Genomic DNA, 19,601 nt, shown 5'->3' on the forward strand with positions numbered 1-19,601 from the left:
GTCGGTTTATCATTGCTTTTCATCTATTTACCATTGCAATGAAATGGTGTATTCTTAAGTTTGATGCAAAAAACAAACATTGAAATTCATTCACCTTACTATGCCAAAAAAAGGCTTTTATACCCATCTCTCGGGTGTTGAAATAAAGGAATGAAGAAATGGAGGAACATATGGTTACTAAGTTGAAACAAACGGATAACTACTTCCCGCATTTCCTATTGCTATTCATTGTGTTTCAACCAATTTTAGATTTATTAACGTCTTTTTCAATCTATGTATTACACATGAGCGCAACAGTTGGAATCGTAGTCCGTTTCGCCTTTATGCTTCTTGCATTAGGTTATCTACTTCTTCATAGAAAACAACATGGAGCGAAAAAGTACATTCTCTATTTATGCCTACTCGGGATCGTACTAGCAATTGGTCTTGTAAATAATATGATGGTCAAATCTCCAGTTTCATTTGGCGAAGAAGTGAAATTTATTTTAAAAAGCATATATCCAATTGTGCTACTGTTTGGATATATTATCGTCTTTAAAGAGTTAAAAAATAAAGACTATACGTTTCATAAAATCATTACATATTTCTTATATGCAACTTTAATTTTCAGCATCACACTGATTGTTGCAATGCAAACTAGTACAGATTTCCCAAGTTACCCTCACTCAAAGATCGGTTCAAGAGGTTGGTTCTTTGCTGGAAATGATTTAAGTTCTATTTTTGCAATTATGTTCCCAATCTTAGTGTTATATTCGATTCATAAAACAACTTCTTTCTCGAAAATCTATTACTGGATTCCAACAATACTTGCGATGTATGCAAGTATTATGGTCGGAACGAAAGTAGGATATGGTGCAATTGTTCTAACGCTTGGCGTGGCACTTTTATTCTCATTCATTGAATATATGATTCATCGCAAAAAAGAAGGAAAAGGATCCACATATCTCGTAAATACAGTTGTTGCCGCTATTGTCTTAGGAGGTTTAATCGCACTTACACCGCATACTCCTATTGCAAAAAATATGGGCATCCATATGCAAATATACGAATACAAAAAATCAGTACAAGAAGAAAAAGATAGAAAAGAAGGAAAAGTAATTAAAGAAGATCCAGACGCAGAGAAAAAACATGCAAAAGGTGAGCTAACAGACTCTGAGGTCAAAAGTTTAATTTACAGTGATCGCGATAAGTTTTTAAAAGTATACAAACAATACTATAAAGACGCACCACTATCACAAAAACTATTCGGAATGGGCTACGCTGGTAACTATACGGTTAAAATTAAATTAATCGAAATGGACTTCCACGACCTATTCTTTGCATTCGGAATCGTCGGTTTCCTTATTTACTTAATACCGCTTCTATACTTCGGTATTAAATTATTCATTCGCATCATAACAAACTTTAAGAAAATAATAACCGTGAAATATATGCTATTAGCTAGCACCGTTGTACTCTCACTTGGAATCGGCTTTATGTCCGGACATGTATTAACAGCGCCATCCGTTAGTATTTTCTTCGTTGTTATACTCGCTTACTTAATTGTTGATTTAGAGGCGGAATAAATGAATAAAAAAACGCTTAGAGAAATAATGCTCTGAGCGTTTTTTTGTCCTAACACTCCCTTACCACCTCTAGTATTCAAAGTACTAATTCTTTCTGCTCCAGTAATAAGTGGTTTTTCTCTTTTAATTAAATTTTGCGTAGACTCTAAAGTTAAAGATGCCTGGTGCGCATCTTCGCTATCCCATACCTCAAAAACATACACAGCATTCGGTTCATCATCAGAAGTACTTACAATATACACCCTCACACGTGTCCAAGGACTTCATCGATTCCGCCGCCTCTAACAAAATATCCACTAATACATCTCGATTACTTTCTTCTACAGTGAATTTTCCATACAACCCGAATTTACTCATTTTTTCTCCTCCTTAATTCTGCCACTCCCTTACCCAAACTAATATTTCTACGTCATTATGTATGTTTCCTGTAAAAAAAGACCGAATCACATTATGTTTCGGTCTTTGAAGCAAAACTATTTCTTTCTATTGAAAAGACGCCCGAATCTCCTCCAACACCTCATCAATATTATCCTTCGTAATAACAATACCGAAGTCTTTCGGGACGTTGCTATCTTCCTCATTTACAACTTTATGCGCAATCAACTTTCCAACTTCCGGTCTGAAATGATGCCCATCCATATAGTTATCTAAATTCGTTGTAACGGAATTAAGATACATGAAATGGTGCACTTCTCCAAATACATCTACAGCGTCATGAAGCCATCTTTTATAATCTTCCCATCGCCCTGATTGAATCATCGTACGGAACAGAGGCTCTGAAACAGGCGTTGTAAAAATATAAAACTTCGTGTTCGGATTATGAGCCTTTACTGTTCCTAATATTTCTTTCATATTTTGATACTCATAATTCCCGCCATAAATCTCTTTACTAAACTTATCTACTTGCGCCGCTATTTGCGCATCACGTTCTTCTTTCGTATAATCGCGCATCGATTTTATATTCTCTCGATTGTACCGGTCAAGATTCGTACTATGATGGGTGGAATTTGCAATTGTATTCTTTGAATAAGTAATCCCGTCCATACTTACATACGATTTAATCGGATACAATAAACTTTGCGCCTGCTTAATATACGCTTCTGGTTTATCAAAACCAATTTCCCTATTTTTGTTCGTTCCAAGGAAATCTAAACCAAGTACAATAGACTCGAGTCCACTACCTTTTTGTTCTTTTGCATATTCAATATATGCATCATACTCACGCGGATCTGTACTGCTTACCGCATAATTAAATGCGTTTAACCCGGTGAAGTCATTCTCGTTAATAAAAGTCGTTCTACTACTTCCAAGTATAACCCCATCATATGTAAACGGACGGTACGTTATATAATTCGTTTTCTGTTGTCTCTCGTTAAACCCGTACTGCACATCATTCCACTTATTTTTATGCGGGAATAGCCAAAGAGAATCTATATAGCTATTAAATATCCCGACACCTGCCAGAGGAACAAAAACACATACAAAAACGAAAATAAGCCAATGTTTGTTTTTCATATTCTCCACCTAGAAATTAAAGTATAAAAACTCACTAATACTCGTTAAATGTAACACGCTATATACGACCAATATTGCAGTAAATAAAGCAGTCCACACATTTGGACGGAATGAATCTTTTAACTGAATTGAATTTTTTAAGAAGAAACTAATACATAACGCCCCGAAAATATACGCTACCATTTTCGGATCTAATAAAGAGACATGGTACCCTTCTGTAAATGAAACACCGTACTCTTTTAAAAATTGTAACTTCTCTATTATAAATGCTGGGAATACACTATTTGCTAATTCGATTCCATTTAGTCCGAACATTCCTTTTAACACTTTCACCGCATCATGCATAGATGTTGCCCTAAAGAATACCCACGTTATATTAATGAAGAAAAACGTAACGAGCCAACCAGCAAAGGCCGGCATACGCCCTCCTGCTTTACTCCATAAACGGTGAATAACAGAAGCCAAACCGTGCAAGAATCCCCAAAAAACAAATGTCCAACCAGCTCCATGCCAAAGTCCACTTATTAGAAATACAATCATAATATTTACGTATGTACGCGTAATCCCTTTTCGATTTCCTCCTAAAGAAATGTATACATACTTCGTTAAAAACTGGCTAAGCGTCATATGCCAACGATGCCAAAAATCTTGTATATTCACTGCTTTATACGGTGAATTAAAGTTTTGAGGTAATTTAATATTAAACATTAAAGCGATTCCAATTGCCATATCACTATATCCACTAAAATCAAAATACAATTGGAACGTAAACGCTAACGACGTAAGCCACGCTTCAACAAATGTTAATGAGTGCTGCACATCAAACCCTTCATGTACAAGGGGGGATAATACATCTGCAATACCTACCTTCTTGAAAATACCAACTGCAAATACGAAAATACCAAGAACGATATACTTCGATTGCCAGCGCTTTTTACTATCGTCAGCAAACTGCGGCATAATTTGCGCATGATGTACAATCGGCCCTGCAATAAGCTGCGGGAAAAATGTTACAAACAATGCGTAATCAAGAAAATGACATGCCTTCGTTTCCCCACGATACGTATCTACTAAAAATGCAATCTTTTGAAACGTATAGAAACTAATCGCAAGTGGTAACGTTAAAGATAATAATGTAAAATGAGTTCCAAATAATGAATTCACATTTTGTAAGAAGAAATCATAATACTTGAAATAACTAAGCATTCCTATATTAAATATTAATCCTACCGTTAAAAGAAGTTTACTCTTATGTTTTACGAGCCTCATTCCGATAAAGTAGTTCACAATGAGCGACACTAACATAAGCGGTAAATATTTCACATTCCAATAACTATAGAAAAATAAAGAGGCTGCAACGAGCCAAGCTTTCGCTAATGTAGCATGTCCAAATTTATTTAATAGAAAATATAAAAGAAATGCTATCGGTAAAAATAAAAAAATAAACTCAAATGAGTTAAATAACACACCATCTCTTCCCTTCTAAACAAATCACACCTTATTCATCTTATCTTATCCAAATAGTGAGTGTCAAAAGGATTCCGCTCCCCTTTTCTTCTATTATATATAATAATCATTTTAATCGAATTATTAACATGATAAAATATTAAAGGCGCTTTTATTTAAAAGAATATATAATAGAAATGTCGGTTTTTTTGCACGAAATGTATTTTTGAAAAAAGTGAGGAGAGTCCTTTGGTATTTAGTAGTTCTGTTTTCTTATTTATCTTTTTACCTCTCGTATTATTTTTCTATTTTATAGTGCGTGCCGAGCTACGTAATTTCGTATTACTTGCATTTAGTTTAATTTTCTATGCATGGGGAGAACCACGTTTCGTTCTTTTAATGCTCGTTTCTATTGTATTAAACTACTGCTTCGGCCTACTCGTGCATCATTATGATAAACGAAAAAATATGAAAGTCACATTTTTAATTATGGCTGTGGTCGGAAATATTTTATTACTTTCTTATTTTAAGTATATTTCCTTTTTCACAGATATTTTGAATCAAACTTTACATTTATCTATTCATGTGGAACCTATTCCACTACCAATTGGAATTTCATTCTATACGTTCCAAGCGATGTCATACGTCATCGATATATACCGTAAAGATGGCGCAGTTCAAAAGAATCCACTTAACTTAGCACTATATATATCAATTTTCCCGCAGCTTATTGCCGGACCAATCGTTCGTTACAATATCGTTGCTGATCAAATTAAAACGCGCATCCATTCTTTTGAACGATTTACAGAAGGTATCCAAATTTTCGTTTTAGGATTAGCGAAAAAAATGTTAATCGCCAATCAAGTTGGATTTGTCGCAGATAAAATCTTTGCCTTACCACCATCTGAAATGAGCGCTGGAACGGCTTGGATTGGTATTATCGCCTATACACTTCAAATCTATTTCGATTTCTCAGGATACTCTGATATGGCAATTGGACTTGGAAAAATGTTCGGATTTGATTTCCCGAAAAACTTCAATTATCCGTACATCTCAAAATCTATTTCAGAATTTTGGAGAAGATGGCACATTACACTAGGCTCTTGGTTCCGCGACTATATATACATTCCGCTCGGCGGAAATCGTGTTTCCAAACTAGCAAATTACCGTAACCTCTTCATCGTATGGGGATTAACCGGTTTATGGCACGGAGCAAGCTGGACATTTATCGCCTGGGGATTATATTACGGCTTTATTATCTCGATTGAAAAAGCTGGATTCGAGAAAATATTAAATAAGCTATGGAAGCCGCTACAACATGCATATGTACTAATCATCGTTATGATCGGTTGGGTCTTCTTCCGAGCTGATAACTTCGCCTACTCGTTCCAATATTTAAAAGCGATGTTTGGCATGCAAAGGCACTCTTTCATTGATGACAATACAATGCTATATATACATGAATACATTGTCATATTTATCATTGCCTTTATCGCAGCGACACCAATTTTGAAACGTGTTAAAAACATATTAGAACTTGCACCAAAAATGTATATATTCACGATGCAAGTTGCACGTCCTATATTATTACTAACGTTATTTATGATTTCGATTATGTATTTAATTAATTCGACGTATAATCCATTTATTTACTTCAGGTTTTAACTTATCCCGCTATTTGCCGGGCAGTAAGACCCCCACCTCAAAATTCAGCGAAAGCAAAGAAGTTAGGTGGGGGCGGGCTGCCCGTAAAAGCCCGATTGGTTCAACTAATCATCAGTGGAGATGAACAAAACCCCCACTGATTAAAGTTTCACTTTATGTAGGAAGGAAAAGTTATTATGAAAAAATTGGGGAACATCGTCCTATTTATCGGTTTTCTCACCATTATCTTTTCATTTGGCATATTATCGCTTCTCAAAACTGACCGAGCAGTTTCGCCCGTTGAAAATCGTCCGCTCGCTCAAAAACCAGCTCTTACAAAAGAAGCTCTCGCAAACGGTAGTTTCTTTAAAGACTTTGAGACATATACAAACGATCAATTAATCGGAAGAGATGATCTCATAAAAAACTATACACTTACCCAAATTAAAATGGGCAAGTCTCTCATTAACGATATTATTCTAACTGATGATAAATGGCTTCTAAAAAATCCTGCTTGGACTACAAAATATAATGAAATTGACCAATCCATGCCAGCTATAAACGACTTATCTCAGTTTTTAAAAGAACAAAATATTGAGTTTTACTTTGCCTTACCACCGTCCAAAACGAATGCATTATCATTTAAATTACCTTCTCATATTCATACATATGCACAGGAAAATTTAAATTATTTTCTAAATAAACTTCCAGCTGACGTAAAACCAATAAAACTCATGGAACACTTTAAGAAAAACTATACAAATGAAGAAATACAAAGTATGTACTTTAAAACAGACCATCACTGGAATATGGATGGTGCCTTCTTAGGCTATCAATATATAATGAACACAATCGCGCAACAATCTTCTATATATAAAGGAAAAGAAATAAAAAAAGAAGATTACACTCGTACGTGCGCTCCAAATAAACATCTAGTCGGAAGCTTTAACAACCAGCTATACCAACTAATCGATGCAACTGGAGAAAAACTATGCTACTACACACCGAAAGACGGTTTCAACTTTACGAGCGTAGCCGCAAAAGATGTAAACGGTACTGTATATCGCACATTAGATGAACTATATGGCGTAGAAAAACAAAAAGACACAACATCATACGCCGGCTATTACACAAACGACTATCCAGAAATCGTCATCGAAAATAACAATGCACCAAATGATGTACGAGCTCTAGTCCTAAAAGACTCATTCGCAAACGCAATCGTGCCTCATTTAGCACAAAACTTCAATCACACATCCATCCTTGACCTTCGTCACTATCACGAAAAGGATGTATATCAATACATTAAAGACAACAACATTAACATGGTATTGTTCGTGTATAGTGATTCGAATTTGAGCGGTGAGATGTTTAAGTTTAAACAATAAAAGAAGCCTCTTGTAATTTTTACAAGAGGCTTTTTCTCGCTATTTGCGGCAAAAAAATCAGTGGGAGTTCATTCCCACTGATTTTCCACTCTATCTATAATCAACTTATAGATTTGGGTTGTTAAGAACGTTCACTTGTACAGCTTGTGAACCAATTTCACTTGTTACTACGTTCTTATCTTTTAATACTTTGAATACTAATGTACCTTTGTCAGTATACTTAGTTGTTAAAGTATTATAGATATCAGCGTTGAAGTTATTGAATACTGAATCACTTGATGCAGTTACTGTTACATCACCAAGTTTTACATCGCCAGCATTAAATTCAGCATCGCCGTTTCTATCTAGGTAAATTTTACCTTGGTTGTCACCTGATTTCACAACACGTACTTTATGTTGTGTTTCTTTCGTTAAGTTAATACCTTTTACAACATCATCAAGGTTACTTCCTTCAAGTTGTAATACAGTACCAACGTTAATTTTCTTCTCAACGAAGTTTTCTGTTTGAACTGGCTTGAAGTTCACAGACTTAATTTCGATTTTCTCTTGAACGATTTCAAGTGTTGCTTTACCAGCAGTTGCACCATTTTTCGTTAAGTGGATATCAACTTTACCTGGTTGTAAACCTTTAACAACAACTTTATTTCCAACAAGTTTTGCTTCAGCTACTGCTGGGTTTTTAGATTCAACTACATAACCGTTACCTTCTAAGATTTCAGCATCAGAGTATACGCGATCTGAAGTGTACTTAGATAATTGATACTCAACTGTATCAGAAACATTTAGGTCAAGTTTTGAATCAGGTGATTCACCGTATCTACCTAATTTAGATACAAGTTCAAAGTTTTTAAATGCAACGTTACCTTCTGTTACGTTCACATATAATGAACCTAAAGTCTCGCCGTTAAGGTTTTGGAAGTGGATTGTACCTTCTCCAACTTCATTACCTGTAATTTGGAATGTCTTAGTACCAATTGAACCCGCATCAGTTGTAGTTACATTTAATCCACCTTCTGCAACTACACCAGTTTTAGGAAGAACTTCTTTAATTACATCTTCATCTGCACCAAACGGATCGCCATATTGGTCAGTTGTTACAAATGTAACAGGTAATGCTTTATCTTGAACAACTTGTAATTTATCTGGATTAGATTTCACAGATTTTAATTGACGTTTTTCTTTAGCAACAGTGAATTTAACTGTTTTCGTTACATCGCCCACTTTAACAGTAAGCGTTGCTTCACCACTTGCTTCAGCAGTAATAATACGGTTATTTACTACAGAAATAATACCGTTATTTGAAGAATTAATACTAATTGAAGCTGGATCAACTACTTTATCTTCCCCAGCAATTGTAGCAACTAATTTATTAAGAGATGCTTTTTCACCAACAACTAAAGTTTGGCTATTTAAAGCAAAATCTTTACCAGAAAGCTTGCTACCATAATTTACAACACCATCTTTATCTGCATCTACTGCAAATACAACATTTTTAATTGCAGAAGCTGGTGTATCAAGGTTTTTCACTGTAATAATACCAGTGTTAGAAACTGTTAAACCACCACGTTTTGTAACTTGTACTTCTACTTTGTAGTCACCGTGCTTAATGCCAACAGCTAGTTTACCTGTAGTAGAAGTAGCTTCTCCACCTTCAAAGATGTTTGCTGGTGAACCATCTAAGTTATTTGCTACAAATTTGACGTCATGGTTTGCTAAGTTTAAGTACTCAACATCAGCGTTACCTTTTTCGTCGTTTAATTTGAAGACAATTGCTTGACCAGCACGATCATCATCAAATGTTAATTTTTCTACAGCTAATTTTTTAACTTCGTATACGAATTTCGTTACGAATGATTGATTTTTCACTTTAACAGTAAGATCTTTATTTGGAGCAACTTTACCACCAAGTGTTACAGTTGCAGATTTACCGTCAGCACTTGCTTCAATCGCAACTGCTTTGTCACCTTCAAGAGTTACATCATCAGCAGAAAGGTTATTTAAACCAGTTCCTGTTAATGTTAATTTCGTAGGTTCAGAAATCTTCACATCAGTTACATATGCTTGTGTGCTATCTGGTTTTGCGAATTTTTTATCTGTTAATGCGATAAATTGAGCTGCTTCTGCACGAGATACAGATTTATTTGGCTCCCATTTGTCGCCAGTACCTACAGAGATTCCAAGGTTAATTAGGATGTTAGCTTTTTCTTCACCCCAATGTTTTCTTAAATCATCAAATGTTGTAACTAACTCGCCGTTAACTTTATCTTTTAAGTTATAAGCACTTACTAACATAGATGCGAATGAAGCACGGTCAATCTTTCCTTCTGGATAGAAGTTTTCTTTTCCATCACCTTTAACGATACCTGCTTTTTCTACTGCTGCGATATATTTAGCAGCCCATGTATTTTTAGCATCTTTGAAAGATGGCTGAGCATTTTCATCAACTGGTAAACCTAAAATTTTAGTGAAAATAACAGCTGCAGAAGAACGATCGATTGACTCGTTCGGACCATATGTACCGTCTGGTTTACCTGTAATTGCGCCTTTTTCTACTAAGTAGTTAATAGAACCTTCTGCCCAATGACCGGCTGGAACGTCTGGGAATGATTTACCTGCTGCTGCTACTGGAGATACAACTCCTGCTACCATTGCTGCTGTCATTGTACCTGCGATTACTTTTTTGTAAGAGTTAGTCTTTGCCATTTTATTATTTTCCTCCTTCAGGAATATGCTACTAGTTTCATATCATATGTAATTTGAAAACTAGCTAGTTAGAAAAGCCATAAAACAATAAAAAACATAAAATACCATAAGAAAAGTAGTTCACATAATAAAATGATATAAACTGAAGAATGTAAATATAAGGTTTAAATACCATTTTTTGAAACAAGTTCATCATACTATACAAAACTATTCGTTATCAAGAACTTTCTCAAAAGAAGATTCGACAAATTCTGATAATTCAGTCTTTTAATCGTATTATTAAGATATCAATAATACTCGAATATAGAAATGAACAAACTGTTTTCATATAAACTACTCTCACTGCGCTTCGTATATTTTTCATATCGAATACACAATTGGAATTATAGCACATATTTCCACTTCATCACCTAAATGTTTTTTACAATAAATACAATTTTCAGACTACATTCGACTAAAATTATTGTGATTCGACATTTTTTTCTTCTTTTCGAATGTTTTTTTAACGAGAAAAGGTGTGGATTTACAAAATATTTACATATTAATGGGGTGTTTTTCTATTTTTGAAAACGTTGTCATTTTATTTCTCAATAAACTAACTATCAATCTTCAAAATATGATCTATTTCTCAGAGATGAGTTTATATAAGAATTAAACCATAAAAAAAGAGCCCACATAGTGTGGACTCTTTCTATTGAAATAAATTTCAATTAGCGAGCTGCTGTTACTGGTTTGAAAGCAACAAGTTTGTTGCCTGCTTGGTCAGCAGTTGTGAATACATGAGGAGCATTCTCTGCACCTTGCTTAGCTTTAACTGTTACTGTACCAGTTGCTAAGTTAATATTTGATGGTTCTGTAACTTTAAGCACTACTTCTTTAGCCACTTTATCATCAGCTGTTGTTGTTAACGCTACGCCATTTAAGTCGATTGCGAAGTCATTTGCATCAACTTTTACAGCTTCAGAGAATGTTAAAGTAATTTCTTTAGCGTCAACTTTTGTAATTTTAGCTGACTGGAATTCAGGAGCTTTTGTATCTACAACGTTTAATAATAGGTTTTTCGTACCCATTTTCACTCCGTCTTTGTTTGCAACATTAGCTACTGTAAATTTAACTGTTTCTGATTTTTCGAAAGTAAATGTAGATGGTAACTCAATAACTGCATTTGTACCGTCTAATACGATTAGAGCACCTTCTGGTAATTTAGCACCAGCTAATGTGTAATTGTTTACATTAGAAGCTGACTCAGCTACTTGGCCACCTTTTACTTCTTTATCAAAGTTTACTGTAATTTTATTTGTAGCTTTATCAAAAGCCACGCCTGTTACTGCTGGAGCTACTTTATCTGTTTCTTTTTCAGATTCTTTTTCTACAACTTTCACTTCTTTAGTAAATGCTGCAGACTCATTACCAGCTGCATCTTTTACAAGACCTTTTGTAGCAGCTACTTTGTAGTTACCTTTTGCTGGGAATGTTAATGTAATACCTTTGCTGTTGTCTTTAGCTGCTTCGATTGTCACTTCACCAGTTACATCTCTGCTTGTATCTAAATTGATTACACGAATTTTTCCGTCTTGTTTAGTTACATCTTTATCAAAAGTAAATGTAGCTTCTTTATTTTGATCTGCCACAACTTTAACTAAGTTAGGAGCTACAACATCTTTTGTAACTTTTACTGCTTTAGATACTTTAGTACCTACATTGTTTGCTAAATCTTTGTAGCCAACAAATTCAACTGTAAGATCTGCAGCTGTTTCTTTATCTGTAAGAGCACCCGGTACTGTAACAAGCGCTTTTGTTTTATCTTGATCAAGAGCAATTGTAGCCTCTTTTACTACTGTATTACCTTTTTTTACAACTACTGTACCTTGTGCAGAAAGTTCTTCTGTAAATGTAGCTTCTAATGTAGCTGTGCCATTAGCAAGGTCTTTTACTTTAATTTCTTTTACTTCTGGAGCTGTAACATCTTTTTCTACTTTGTAAGTAGCTTTGCCTTCGTACATTTCCATAGTGTTCTCAGATAAATCTGTAGCACCAGTTACGATGATTGAGAATTCTTTACCGTTCTCAAGATTTAAAGCTTTATTAGAAGTGAAAGTATTATTTTCAACTTTACCTTCTACTTTTTGACCGTTAACAATTACAGTTACAGCTTTTGCTGTATCTAATTTTTCACTAAATACTACTTTAACTTTTCCGTCTGGAGTAGATACTGTAGATACAGTTGGAGCTACTTCATCATTAAAGAAGATAACTTCTAATGCTTTTGGAATTTCTTTACCATCAGCAGCTTTTAAGCCTTCAACAGTTAGAACGTAAGCTTCTTTATTTTTAAGTTTTGCATCTCCATCTAAAGTTAAGATTACAGATTTTTTATCTTCACCGATTTTTGCAGTAACTGCTGTTGCATTAGTTCCTTGAGAAAGAGTGAATTTCGCGTTCTTCACATCTTCTTCTTTCACTGTAGCACCAAGTTTAACTTCGATCTCTTTAGCATTGATTGCTTTAATAGACTCAACTTTAGCTTCTTCTTTTTGTCCGAACTGCTTGTCAGTCTTAGCAATAAATTGAGCTGCTTCTGCTTTAGTTACAGATTTATTTGGCTCCCATTTGCCGCCAGTACCTACAGAGATTCCTAATTCAACTAGGATATTAGCTTTGTCTTTACCCCAGCTATCTTGTAAGTCGTCGAATTTAGTTTCTGGAGTACCAGTTACTTTAGTGTCTAATTTGAAAGCTGGTACAAGCATTGCTGCCATAGAAACGCGGTCGATTTTTCCGTTAGGATCGAATATGCCGTTACCTTTACCTTTAACTACACCAGCTTTTTCTACAGCTGCGATAATTGGAGCAGCCCAGCCCTCTTGAGCGTCAGTGTAAGATGGTTTAGCATTTGGATCGATTGGTAAGTTTAAGATTTTAGCCATCATTGTAGCCGCTTCTGCACGAGTGATTTCTTTTTCAGGCTCGAACATTCCTGTGCCATTACCTGCAATTGCGCCTTTTTCTGCTAAGTAGTTAATAGAATCAATTCCCCAATGATCAGCTGGAACGTCTGGGAATGATTTACCTGCTGCTGCTACTGGAGAAACAACACCTGCTACCATTGCTGCTGTCATTGTACCAGCGATTAATTTTTTGTAAGAGTTAGTCTTTGCCATTTTATATATTTCCTCCTTCAGGAATGTAATACTAGTTCCATAATGTTTTAAATAGATATTCTATTTAATGTTGAAACTAGTAAATATAAATGTAGTTAAGATCCTATATATAGAAATGATTCCACAATATAGAATAATAAACATATTACACCATTTTTACCCGAATTTAAATCCTTAAATTCGACAAAAAAGTGAATTTTCATAATTCTAACGTTCATTTTATTCGACTTTTATTTTAAATAACCAGATTATAAAATCAGAATATTTAAAATGTACGAAACGATGCGTCAGAACTACATTTGTACAATATTTATATAACCATTTACAACTATAGCAGAAAAACGCTTGCAATTTCAATATCTAGTTATAAAGATATTACGACATTAATCGACACAAACTTTCTATAAGTTTCGACAACATTCTTAAATTCATTTTTTTGAACAAAAACCACCTAGTGGTCCAAGTTTTTTTGTATAAAACGCTTTATATCAATATTCCTTATATACTAATGTTAAGATTTTAAGATAATAAAACCTTAAAAACATACATATTCAGGAAAAACAAAACTCAAATCTTTTGTTTTTTTCGACATTATTCTACATTTTTATATTTTTTGTCGACATTTTATTTTTCCTTTCATACGCTTCTCTTTCAAATTCTTACTTACATAGCAAAAAAAAGAACAGGTGATCCCTGTTCTTTTTTCTACTCAATTATTGAATTAAAAGAGGAATGGCCTCTCCTACTAAGATTCCATTCCTCTTTTTATAGACTCTTTTGCATGTAAGTCATTAATAATATATTTGGACGCTATGGAAATTTGCTCTCGCAATTCCTCTACCCTTTGTCCTAACGTTTCTTGTACATATTCTGTTTGCTCTAATTGTTTAATCGCCATACTATGTAATGTTTCTGTCGTCCAGTCTCCATCAACATTCCCAATAATCGGCTGATTTACTTGTTGTAAAAACGAATCGATCTTTGGATCATATGAAATTCCAATCATAGGCGTGTTTGCAACTGCCGATAATATAAGAGCATGAAGTCTCATTCCAATTAAAAGAGAGCATTCTGATAAAATAGAGATTTTCTCATGAATATCCATTTTATAAGGGAGCATGTGCGCTTCTTCTCCCATCAAATTAATGATGTCCCTTGATGCATTTTGATCAAATGGCCCATGCATCGGTACAAATAAAATATGGTATCCCTCTTGCTTAAGCTTTTTCAGCGTATCTGCTAACTTCTTCATATAATCTTCTTTTGCATCCCAGTACCTTACACTAACCGCAACGACTTTTCCTTGCAGAGAATGTTTTTGAAGCCAATTGGATTTCTTTTCTTCTGGCTGACAAGCTAATACTGGATCTGGAACAAGTTCGATGTCTTTCTTAATACCAATTTCTTTTAGGTACAAAAAAGAGTCTTCATCACGCACTGATATATATTCTGCCTTTGATACATGCCATTTTACTAATAAACGATTTTGCTTCTTCGTAATAGGTCCGATTCCTTGGGCGTAAATATAATACGGCTTTTTTAAAAAACGGGCAAGCCGCATAATACCCGTATAGTATAGAATACTCTTAATACTCGTCTTATCTTGCAAGAGACTTCCGCCTCCGCTAATTAAACCATTACTTCTCTTTATTTCTCGGTAAATCGCTCTTATATCCCAGCGATTTACTGCTTCTACACCGTACATTTTCCTTGTATAGTCGGGGTCATTTGAAAGTACAACAAGCTCAAGAGTAGGATCCTCTTCATGTAGCGCTTTAATAATTGATTGCAAAATTGCTTCGTCCCCAACATTATAAAAACCATAATATCCTGATAAAACTAACCGCACTCTTAATCTCCTCCAACATTTCGCAATCAACTTTTTTGTAATTAAACAAATTGTTATCCATTCCTTGCCGAGAAAGGTTTGATAACTTCAAATTGATTTCTTTCACAAACATCTAACAAGTCATACCCATTTATAATATTGTTCATTTTCTATAACAAATGATTTTATTTACGTGAAAATGGAATTTGTTCTTTCGATATCCAGTTTAGTTTAAGTGCACATATGCCATATAATACTGATGCTACACTTAGCGCTACAGCACTATATATCATTGCTAGAATTCTGGAATCTGTCACATTAATTAATGTAGACACAAAGTATAATGCTATACCTAAAATACTAGATACTCCAATGACAGCCCAAAACTTCCCTATATCCATTGGATAAGAAAGATCTTTTCTAATATAAATATGATTTGCGATACAAATCATTATATAAATAATTAGAGTACTATACGCTGCTCCATTTATACCGAATTGGTTTACTAGCGCTACATTTAATATAATTTTTACGAAACTTGCACCGATGACAATCCATGCTGCTTGCATCGAACGATTAATCCCTTGCAAGATTCCTATTGATAATACCATAAGTGATGTGAAATATGAGCTACCAATTAAAATAGCTAACATACCACTTCCTTTTGTATCTGTAAATAATGCAACATTAAGCGGTACTGTGAGCGCCATAAGCCATATCGTTATCGGCATTGTTAAAACGTGCGCAAACTCATTTGTACGTTTTACTGTCAGTTTAGCTACAGCTATATCTTTTTTTGTTAACGCCGCTGTTAATAATGGAATTAACGGAAATACTATCGCACTTGCAAATACAACAATTAATTGCGTAAATGCAAAACCACGGCTATATATACCAAACTGTTCCTGAATCGTTGTAGAAGATTCATGTAACACATGTGGAATGGTTATAGAATCAACTAAATTTAAAACAGGCATCGATAACGCTCCAATTGCAATCGGAATTGAAACATGGAGTATGTTTTTCGCATTTTTCTTAAAGTCTTTTAATGAATATGTTTCACTCTTATAGCGATACGTGCTTTTCACATATTTCACTCGCAAATATATGAGTGACGTAATAACACCAAAACAAGAACCAATCATCGCTCCGCCTGTTATGATATCACTACTTTTATTCCAATATACAAATATATAAGCAATTGTTAGCATAAAGAACACGCGAATCAACTGTTCAATTACTTGTGATACACCAGTAGGTATCATATCTCCGAACCCTTGGAAATATCCACGGTACACTGCCATATATGGTGCGATTAATAAAGCAAACGAAGTAACAATTAATGCTAGCCTCGTCTCTTGCCCACCAAGCATATTTGCAATGCCACTTGACCCAATGATAATAATTAAAAATCCGAGCACCCCAAATATAACACCGATAATAGACGCGGACGTAAACAATTTAGCTATTCCGTCCCGATCATTCTTTTCATGAAGCTCAGCTATTAACTGAGATATTGCTAGCGGGACTCCCGCTACTGATAAAGTTAAGGCTATCATATATACAGGAAAAACAAGGCGAAAAATCCCAAGTACTTCATCCCCTGCTATATTTTGCAATGGAATTTGGAAAAAACTCCCCACTACTTTCGATAGAAACGTTGTAACGGTTAAAATCGCAGCGCCTTTTACAAACTTTTTATTCATCTTCTATCTCTTTTCTTTCAATATATAATCTACATAAAATATTAAATCAGTATTATTCATTCATCTTGAGAATCATCACTTTATCTCATTTAGTTATCATACCAAATTTCTTATATATTGAATACTCTCTTTCTTTTTATGTTTTAAATATAATATGTGCCATATATACGTTTTTTTATCCATATTTTTCTTCAATTTACTACTTCTACTTGTTCAAGATAAACATGTGCTATAATGTAGCTATTGTCAGTAAGAGGAGTGTTTACAACATGCTGAATTCGGTAAAGAAATTGTTAGGAGATTCTCAAAAGAGAAAGCTAAAAAAGTATGAACAACTTGTTCAAGAAATTAATAATTTAGAAAAACAAATGTCTAGTTTATCTGATGAAGAATTACGTCACAAAACTGTCACATTCAAAAGTATGCTTACGGACGGTAAAACAGTCGATGATATAAAAGTAGAAGCATTCGCTGTTGTACGTGAAGCCGCAAAACGTGTGCTTGGCTTACGTCATTACGATGTACAGTTAATTGGTGGACTAGTATTACTAGAAGGTAATATTGCAGAGATGCCAACTGGTGAAGGAAAAACATTAGTTTCTTCTCTTCCAACATATGTACGTGCTCTTGAAGGCAAAGGCGTTCATGTTATTACGGTAAACGACTACTTAGCAAAGCGTGATAAAGAGTTAATTGGCCAAGTTCATGAATTTCTCGGCTTACAAGTTGGATTAAATATTCCTCAAATCGATCCTTCTGAAAAGAAACTTGCATACGAAGCTGATATTACATACGGTATTGGAACAGAGTTTGGTTTTGATTATCTTCGCGATAATATGGCTGCTTCACAAAATGATCAAGTGCAGCGCCCATACCATTTTGCTATTATCGATGAGATTGACAGCGTTTTAATTGATGAGGCGAAAACGCCACTTATCATTGCTGGGAAGAAATCAAGTAGCTCTGATTTGCATTATTTATGTGCAAAAGTTATTAAATCGTTCCAAGATGCCCTTCACTATACATACGATGCAGAATCGAAATCAGCTAGTTTTACAGAAGACGGTATTACAAAAATAGAAGATTTATTTGATATCGATAACTTATATGATTTAGAGCATCAAACTCTATACCATTATATGATTCAATCATTACGTGCCAACGTTGCTTTCCAGCTTGACGTTGACTATATTGTGCATGATGAAAAAATACTACTTGTAGATATTTTCACGGGACGCGTTATGGATGGTCGCTCTTTAAGTGACGGCTTGCATCAAGCACTAGAAGCAAAAGAAGGTTTAGAAATTACAGAAGAAAACCAAACACAAGCTTCTATTACAATTCAAAACTTCTTCCGTATGTATCCAGCATTATCAGGTATGACAGGTACAGCAAAAACAGAAGAAAAAGAATTCAACCGTGTATACAATATGGAAGTTCTTCCAATTCCAACGAACCGTCCTGTTCTTCGTGAAGATAGAAATGACGTAGTATATGTAACGGCTGATGATAAATATAAAGCTGTGCGTAAAGAAGTTCTAGAACACCATAAGCAAGGACGCCCTATTTTAATTGGGACGATGTCTATCTTACAATCTGAAACAGTTGCTCGTTATTTAGATGAAGCAAACATCAAATATCAATTATTAAACGCTAAGAGTGCAGAGCAAGAAGCCGATTTGATCGCAACTGCTGGACAAAAAGGTCAAATTACAATCGCTACCAATATGGCAGGCCGAGGTACTGATATTTTACTAGGCGAAGGTGTCCACGCCCTTGGTGGATTACATGTAATTGGAACAGAGCGTCATGAATCTCGCCGTGTTGATAACCAACTTAAAGGACGAGCTGGCCGCCAAGGTGATCCGGGAAGCTCTCAATTCCTTCTATCTTTAGAGGATGAAATGCTAAAGCGCTTCGCTCACGAAGAAGTAGAAAAGTTGGAAAAATCACTAAAACCTGACAAAACGGGACTTATTAACACATCTAAAGTTCATGATTTCATTAACCGTACACAATTAATTTGTGAAGGTGGTCATTTCTCAATGCGTGAATATAATTTAAAATTAGATGACGTAATTAATGATCAACGTAATGTTATATACACACTACGTAACAACCTTCTAAAGGAAGAAACAAATATGATAGAACTTGTTATTCCAATGATTGAACACTCTGTGGATGCAATTGCTAAGCAGCACCTTTTCGAAGGAATGCTTCCTGAAGAATGGGATTTCACTAGTTTAACAGCATCTATTAAAGAAGTTTTAGCGGTTGAAACTTTGCCACTATTATCTGCGAACGACGTACATTCGCCTGAGGATTTACAAATCGTTTTAACAGATACAATTTCTAGCTATATCGAACGTGTACAAGAATTAAATGACCATGCGGATTTACAACAATCACTGCGCTACGTTGGTTTACACTTCCTAGATCAAAACTGGGTAAATCACTTAGATGCAATGACTCACTTGAAAGAAGGTATTGGCTTAAGACAATATCAACAAGAAGATCCAACTCGCCTTTACCAAAAAGAAGGTTTGGATATTTTCTTATACACTTACGGTAATTTTGAAAAAGAAATGTGCCGATATATCGCGAGACATTTAGCAGTTCCAGAAAACGTACAATCATGAGGTGAA

Annotated in this window: 12 protein-coding genes; 4 read left to right on the forward strand and 8 right to left on the reverse strand. The window is 34.7% G+C overall.

All coding sequences use genetic code 11. The features are described from left to right. The first annotated feature begins 170 nt into the window (after nucleotides 1-170). The gene (locus SJY24_RS25925) at nucleotides 171-1,565 is read left to right on the forward strand and encodes an O-antigen ligase family protein (RefSeq protein WP_377866695.1); all 1,395 of its coding nucleotides are present in this window, start codon (nucleotides 171-173) and stop codon (nucleotides 1,563-1,565) included. Here the strand turns inward: SJY24_RS25925 and SJY24_RS25930 are convergent. The 4 genes from SJY24_RS25930 to SJY24_RS25945 all read right to left on the reverse strand — a co-directional run bounded on the left by SJY24_RS25930 (nucleotide 1,535) and on the right by SJY24_RS25945 (nucleotide 4,547). After that, complete coding sequence (locus tag SJY24_RS25930) at nucleotides 1,535-1,813, reverse strand: putative quinol monooxygenase (RefSeq protein WP_377866696.1); 279 nt, start codon at nucleotides 1,811-1,813, stop codon at nucleotides 1,535-1,537. The genes SJY24_RS25925 and SJY24_RS25930 overlap by 31 nt on opposite strands. Then, nucleotides 1,785-1,922: a hypothetical protein gene (locus tag SJY24_RS25935; protein ID WP_377866697.1), complete on the reverse strand. Its 138-nt coding sequence runs from the start codon at nucleotides 1,920-1,922 to the stop codon at nucleotides 1,785-1,787. Before SJY24_RS25935 ends, SJY24_RS25930 begins: the two co-directional genes overlap by 29 nt. Nucleotides 1,923-2,048: 126 nt before the next feature. Further along, entirely contained in the window at nucleotides 2,049-3,080 is a 1,032-nt protein-coding gene (locus SJY24_RS25940) for a hypothetical protein (RefSeq protein WP_377866698.1), read from the reverse strand. Between the two features lie 9 nt (nucleotides 3,081-3,089). Then, on the reverse strand, nucleotides 3,090-4,547 hold the full coding sequence (locus tag SJY24_RS25945) for an MBOAT family O-acyltransferase (RefSeq protein WP_377866699.1): 1,458 nt from the start codon (nucleotides 4,545-4,547) through the stop codon (nucleotides 3,090-3,092). A gap of 228 nt (nucleotides 4,548-4,775) precedes the next feature. Here SJY24_RS25945 and SJY24_RS25950 point away from each other — a divergent pair, with 228 nt between their 5' ends. Together SJY24_RS25950 and patB1 are read left to right on the forward strand one after the other, a co-directional pair. After that, nucleotides 4,776-6,191: an MBOAT family O-acyltransferase gene (locus SJY24_RS25950; protein ID WP_377866700.1), complete on the forward strand. Its 1,416-nt coding sequence runs from the start codon at nucleotides 4,776-4,778 to the stop codon at nucleotides 6,189-6,191. A 176-nt stretch (nucleotides 6,192-6,367) separates the two neighbouring features. Next, nucleotides 6,368-7,558, forward strand: a complete 1,191-nt coding sequence (gene patB1, locus SJY24_RS25955) for a secondary cell wall polysaccharide O-acetyltransferase PatB1 (RefSeq protein ID WP_377866701.1) — start codon at nucleotides 6,368-6,370, stop codon at nucleotides 7,556-7,558. Nucleotides 7,559-7,663: 105 nt separating this feature from the next. Here patB1 and SJY24_RS25960 read toward each other — a convergent pair whose 3' ends face one another. From SJY24_RS25960 to SJY24_RS25975, 4 genes are all read right to left on the reverse strand, one after another. Continuing rightward, nucleotides 7,664-10,261 carry an S-layer homology domain-containing protein gene (locus tag SJY24_RS25960; RefSeq protein WP_377866702.1) on the reverse strand — a complete coding sequence of 866 codons (2,598 nt, stop codon included), beginning with the start codon at nucleotides 10,259-10,261 and terminating at the stop codon, nucleotides 7,664-7,666. A gap of 710 nt (nucleotides 10,262-10,971) precedes the next feature. Next, a complete protein-coding gene (locus SJY24_RS25965; protein WP_377866703.1) occupies nucleotides 10,972-13,422 on the reverse strand; it encodes an S-layer homology domain-containing protein in 2,451 nt (816 codons plus the stop codon). 745 nt (nucleotides 13,423-14,167) lie between these two features. After that, the gene (gene csaB, locus SJY24_RS25970; RefSeq protein WP_377866704.1) at nucleotides 14,168-15,271 is read right to left on the reverse strand and encodes a polysaccharide pyruvyl transferase CsaB; all 1,104 of its coding nucleotides are present in this window, start codon (nucleotides 15,269-15,271) and stop codon (nucleotides 14,168-14,170) included. Between the two features lie 164 nt (nucleotides 15,272-15,435). Continuing rightward, entirely contained in the window at nucleotides 15,436-16,956 is a 1,521-nt protein-coding gene (locus SJY24_RS25975) for a putative polysaccharide biosynthesis protein (protein WP_377866705.1), read from the reverse strand. A gap of 269 nt (nucleotides 16,957-17,225) precedes the next feature. Between SJY24_RS25975 and secA2 the strand changes: the two genes are divergently transcribed. Then, nucleotides 17,226-19,595, forward strand: a complete 2,370-nt coding sequence (gene secA2 / locus SJY24_RS25980; RefSeq protein ID WP_377866706.1) for an accessory Sec system translocase SecA2 — start codon at nucleotides 17,226-17,228, stop codon at nucleotides 19,593-19,595. Nucleotides 19,596-19,601 lie beyond the last annotated feature (6 nt).

The sequence above is a fragment of the Bacillus sp. R86525 genome, assembly GCF_042466195.1.
GTDB lineage: Bacteria > Bacillota > Bacilli > Bacillales > Bacillaceae_G > Bacillus_A > Bacillus_A nitratireducens.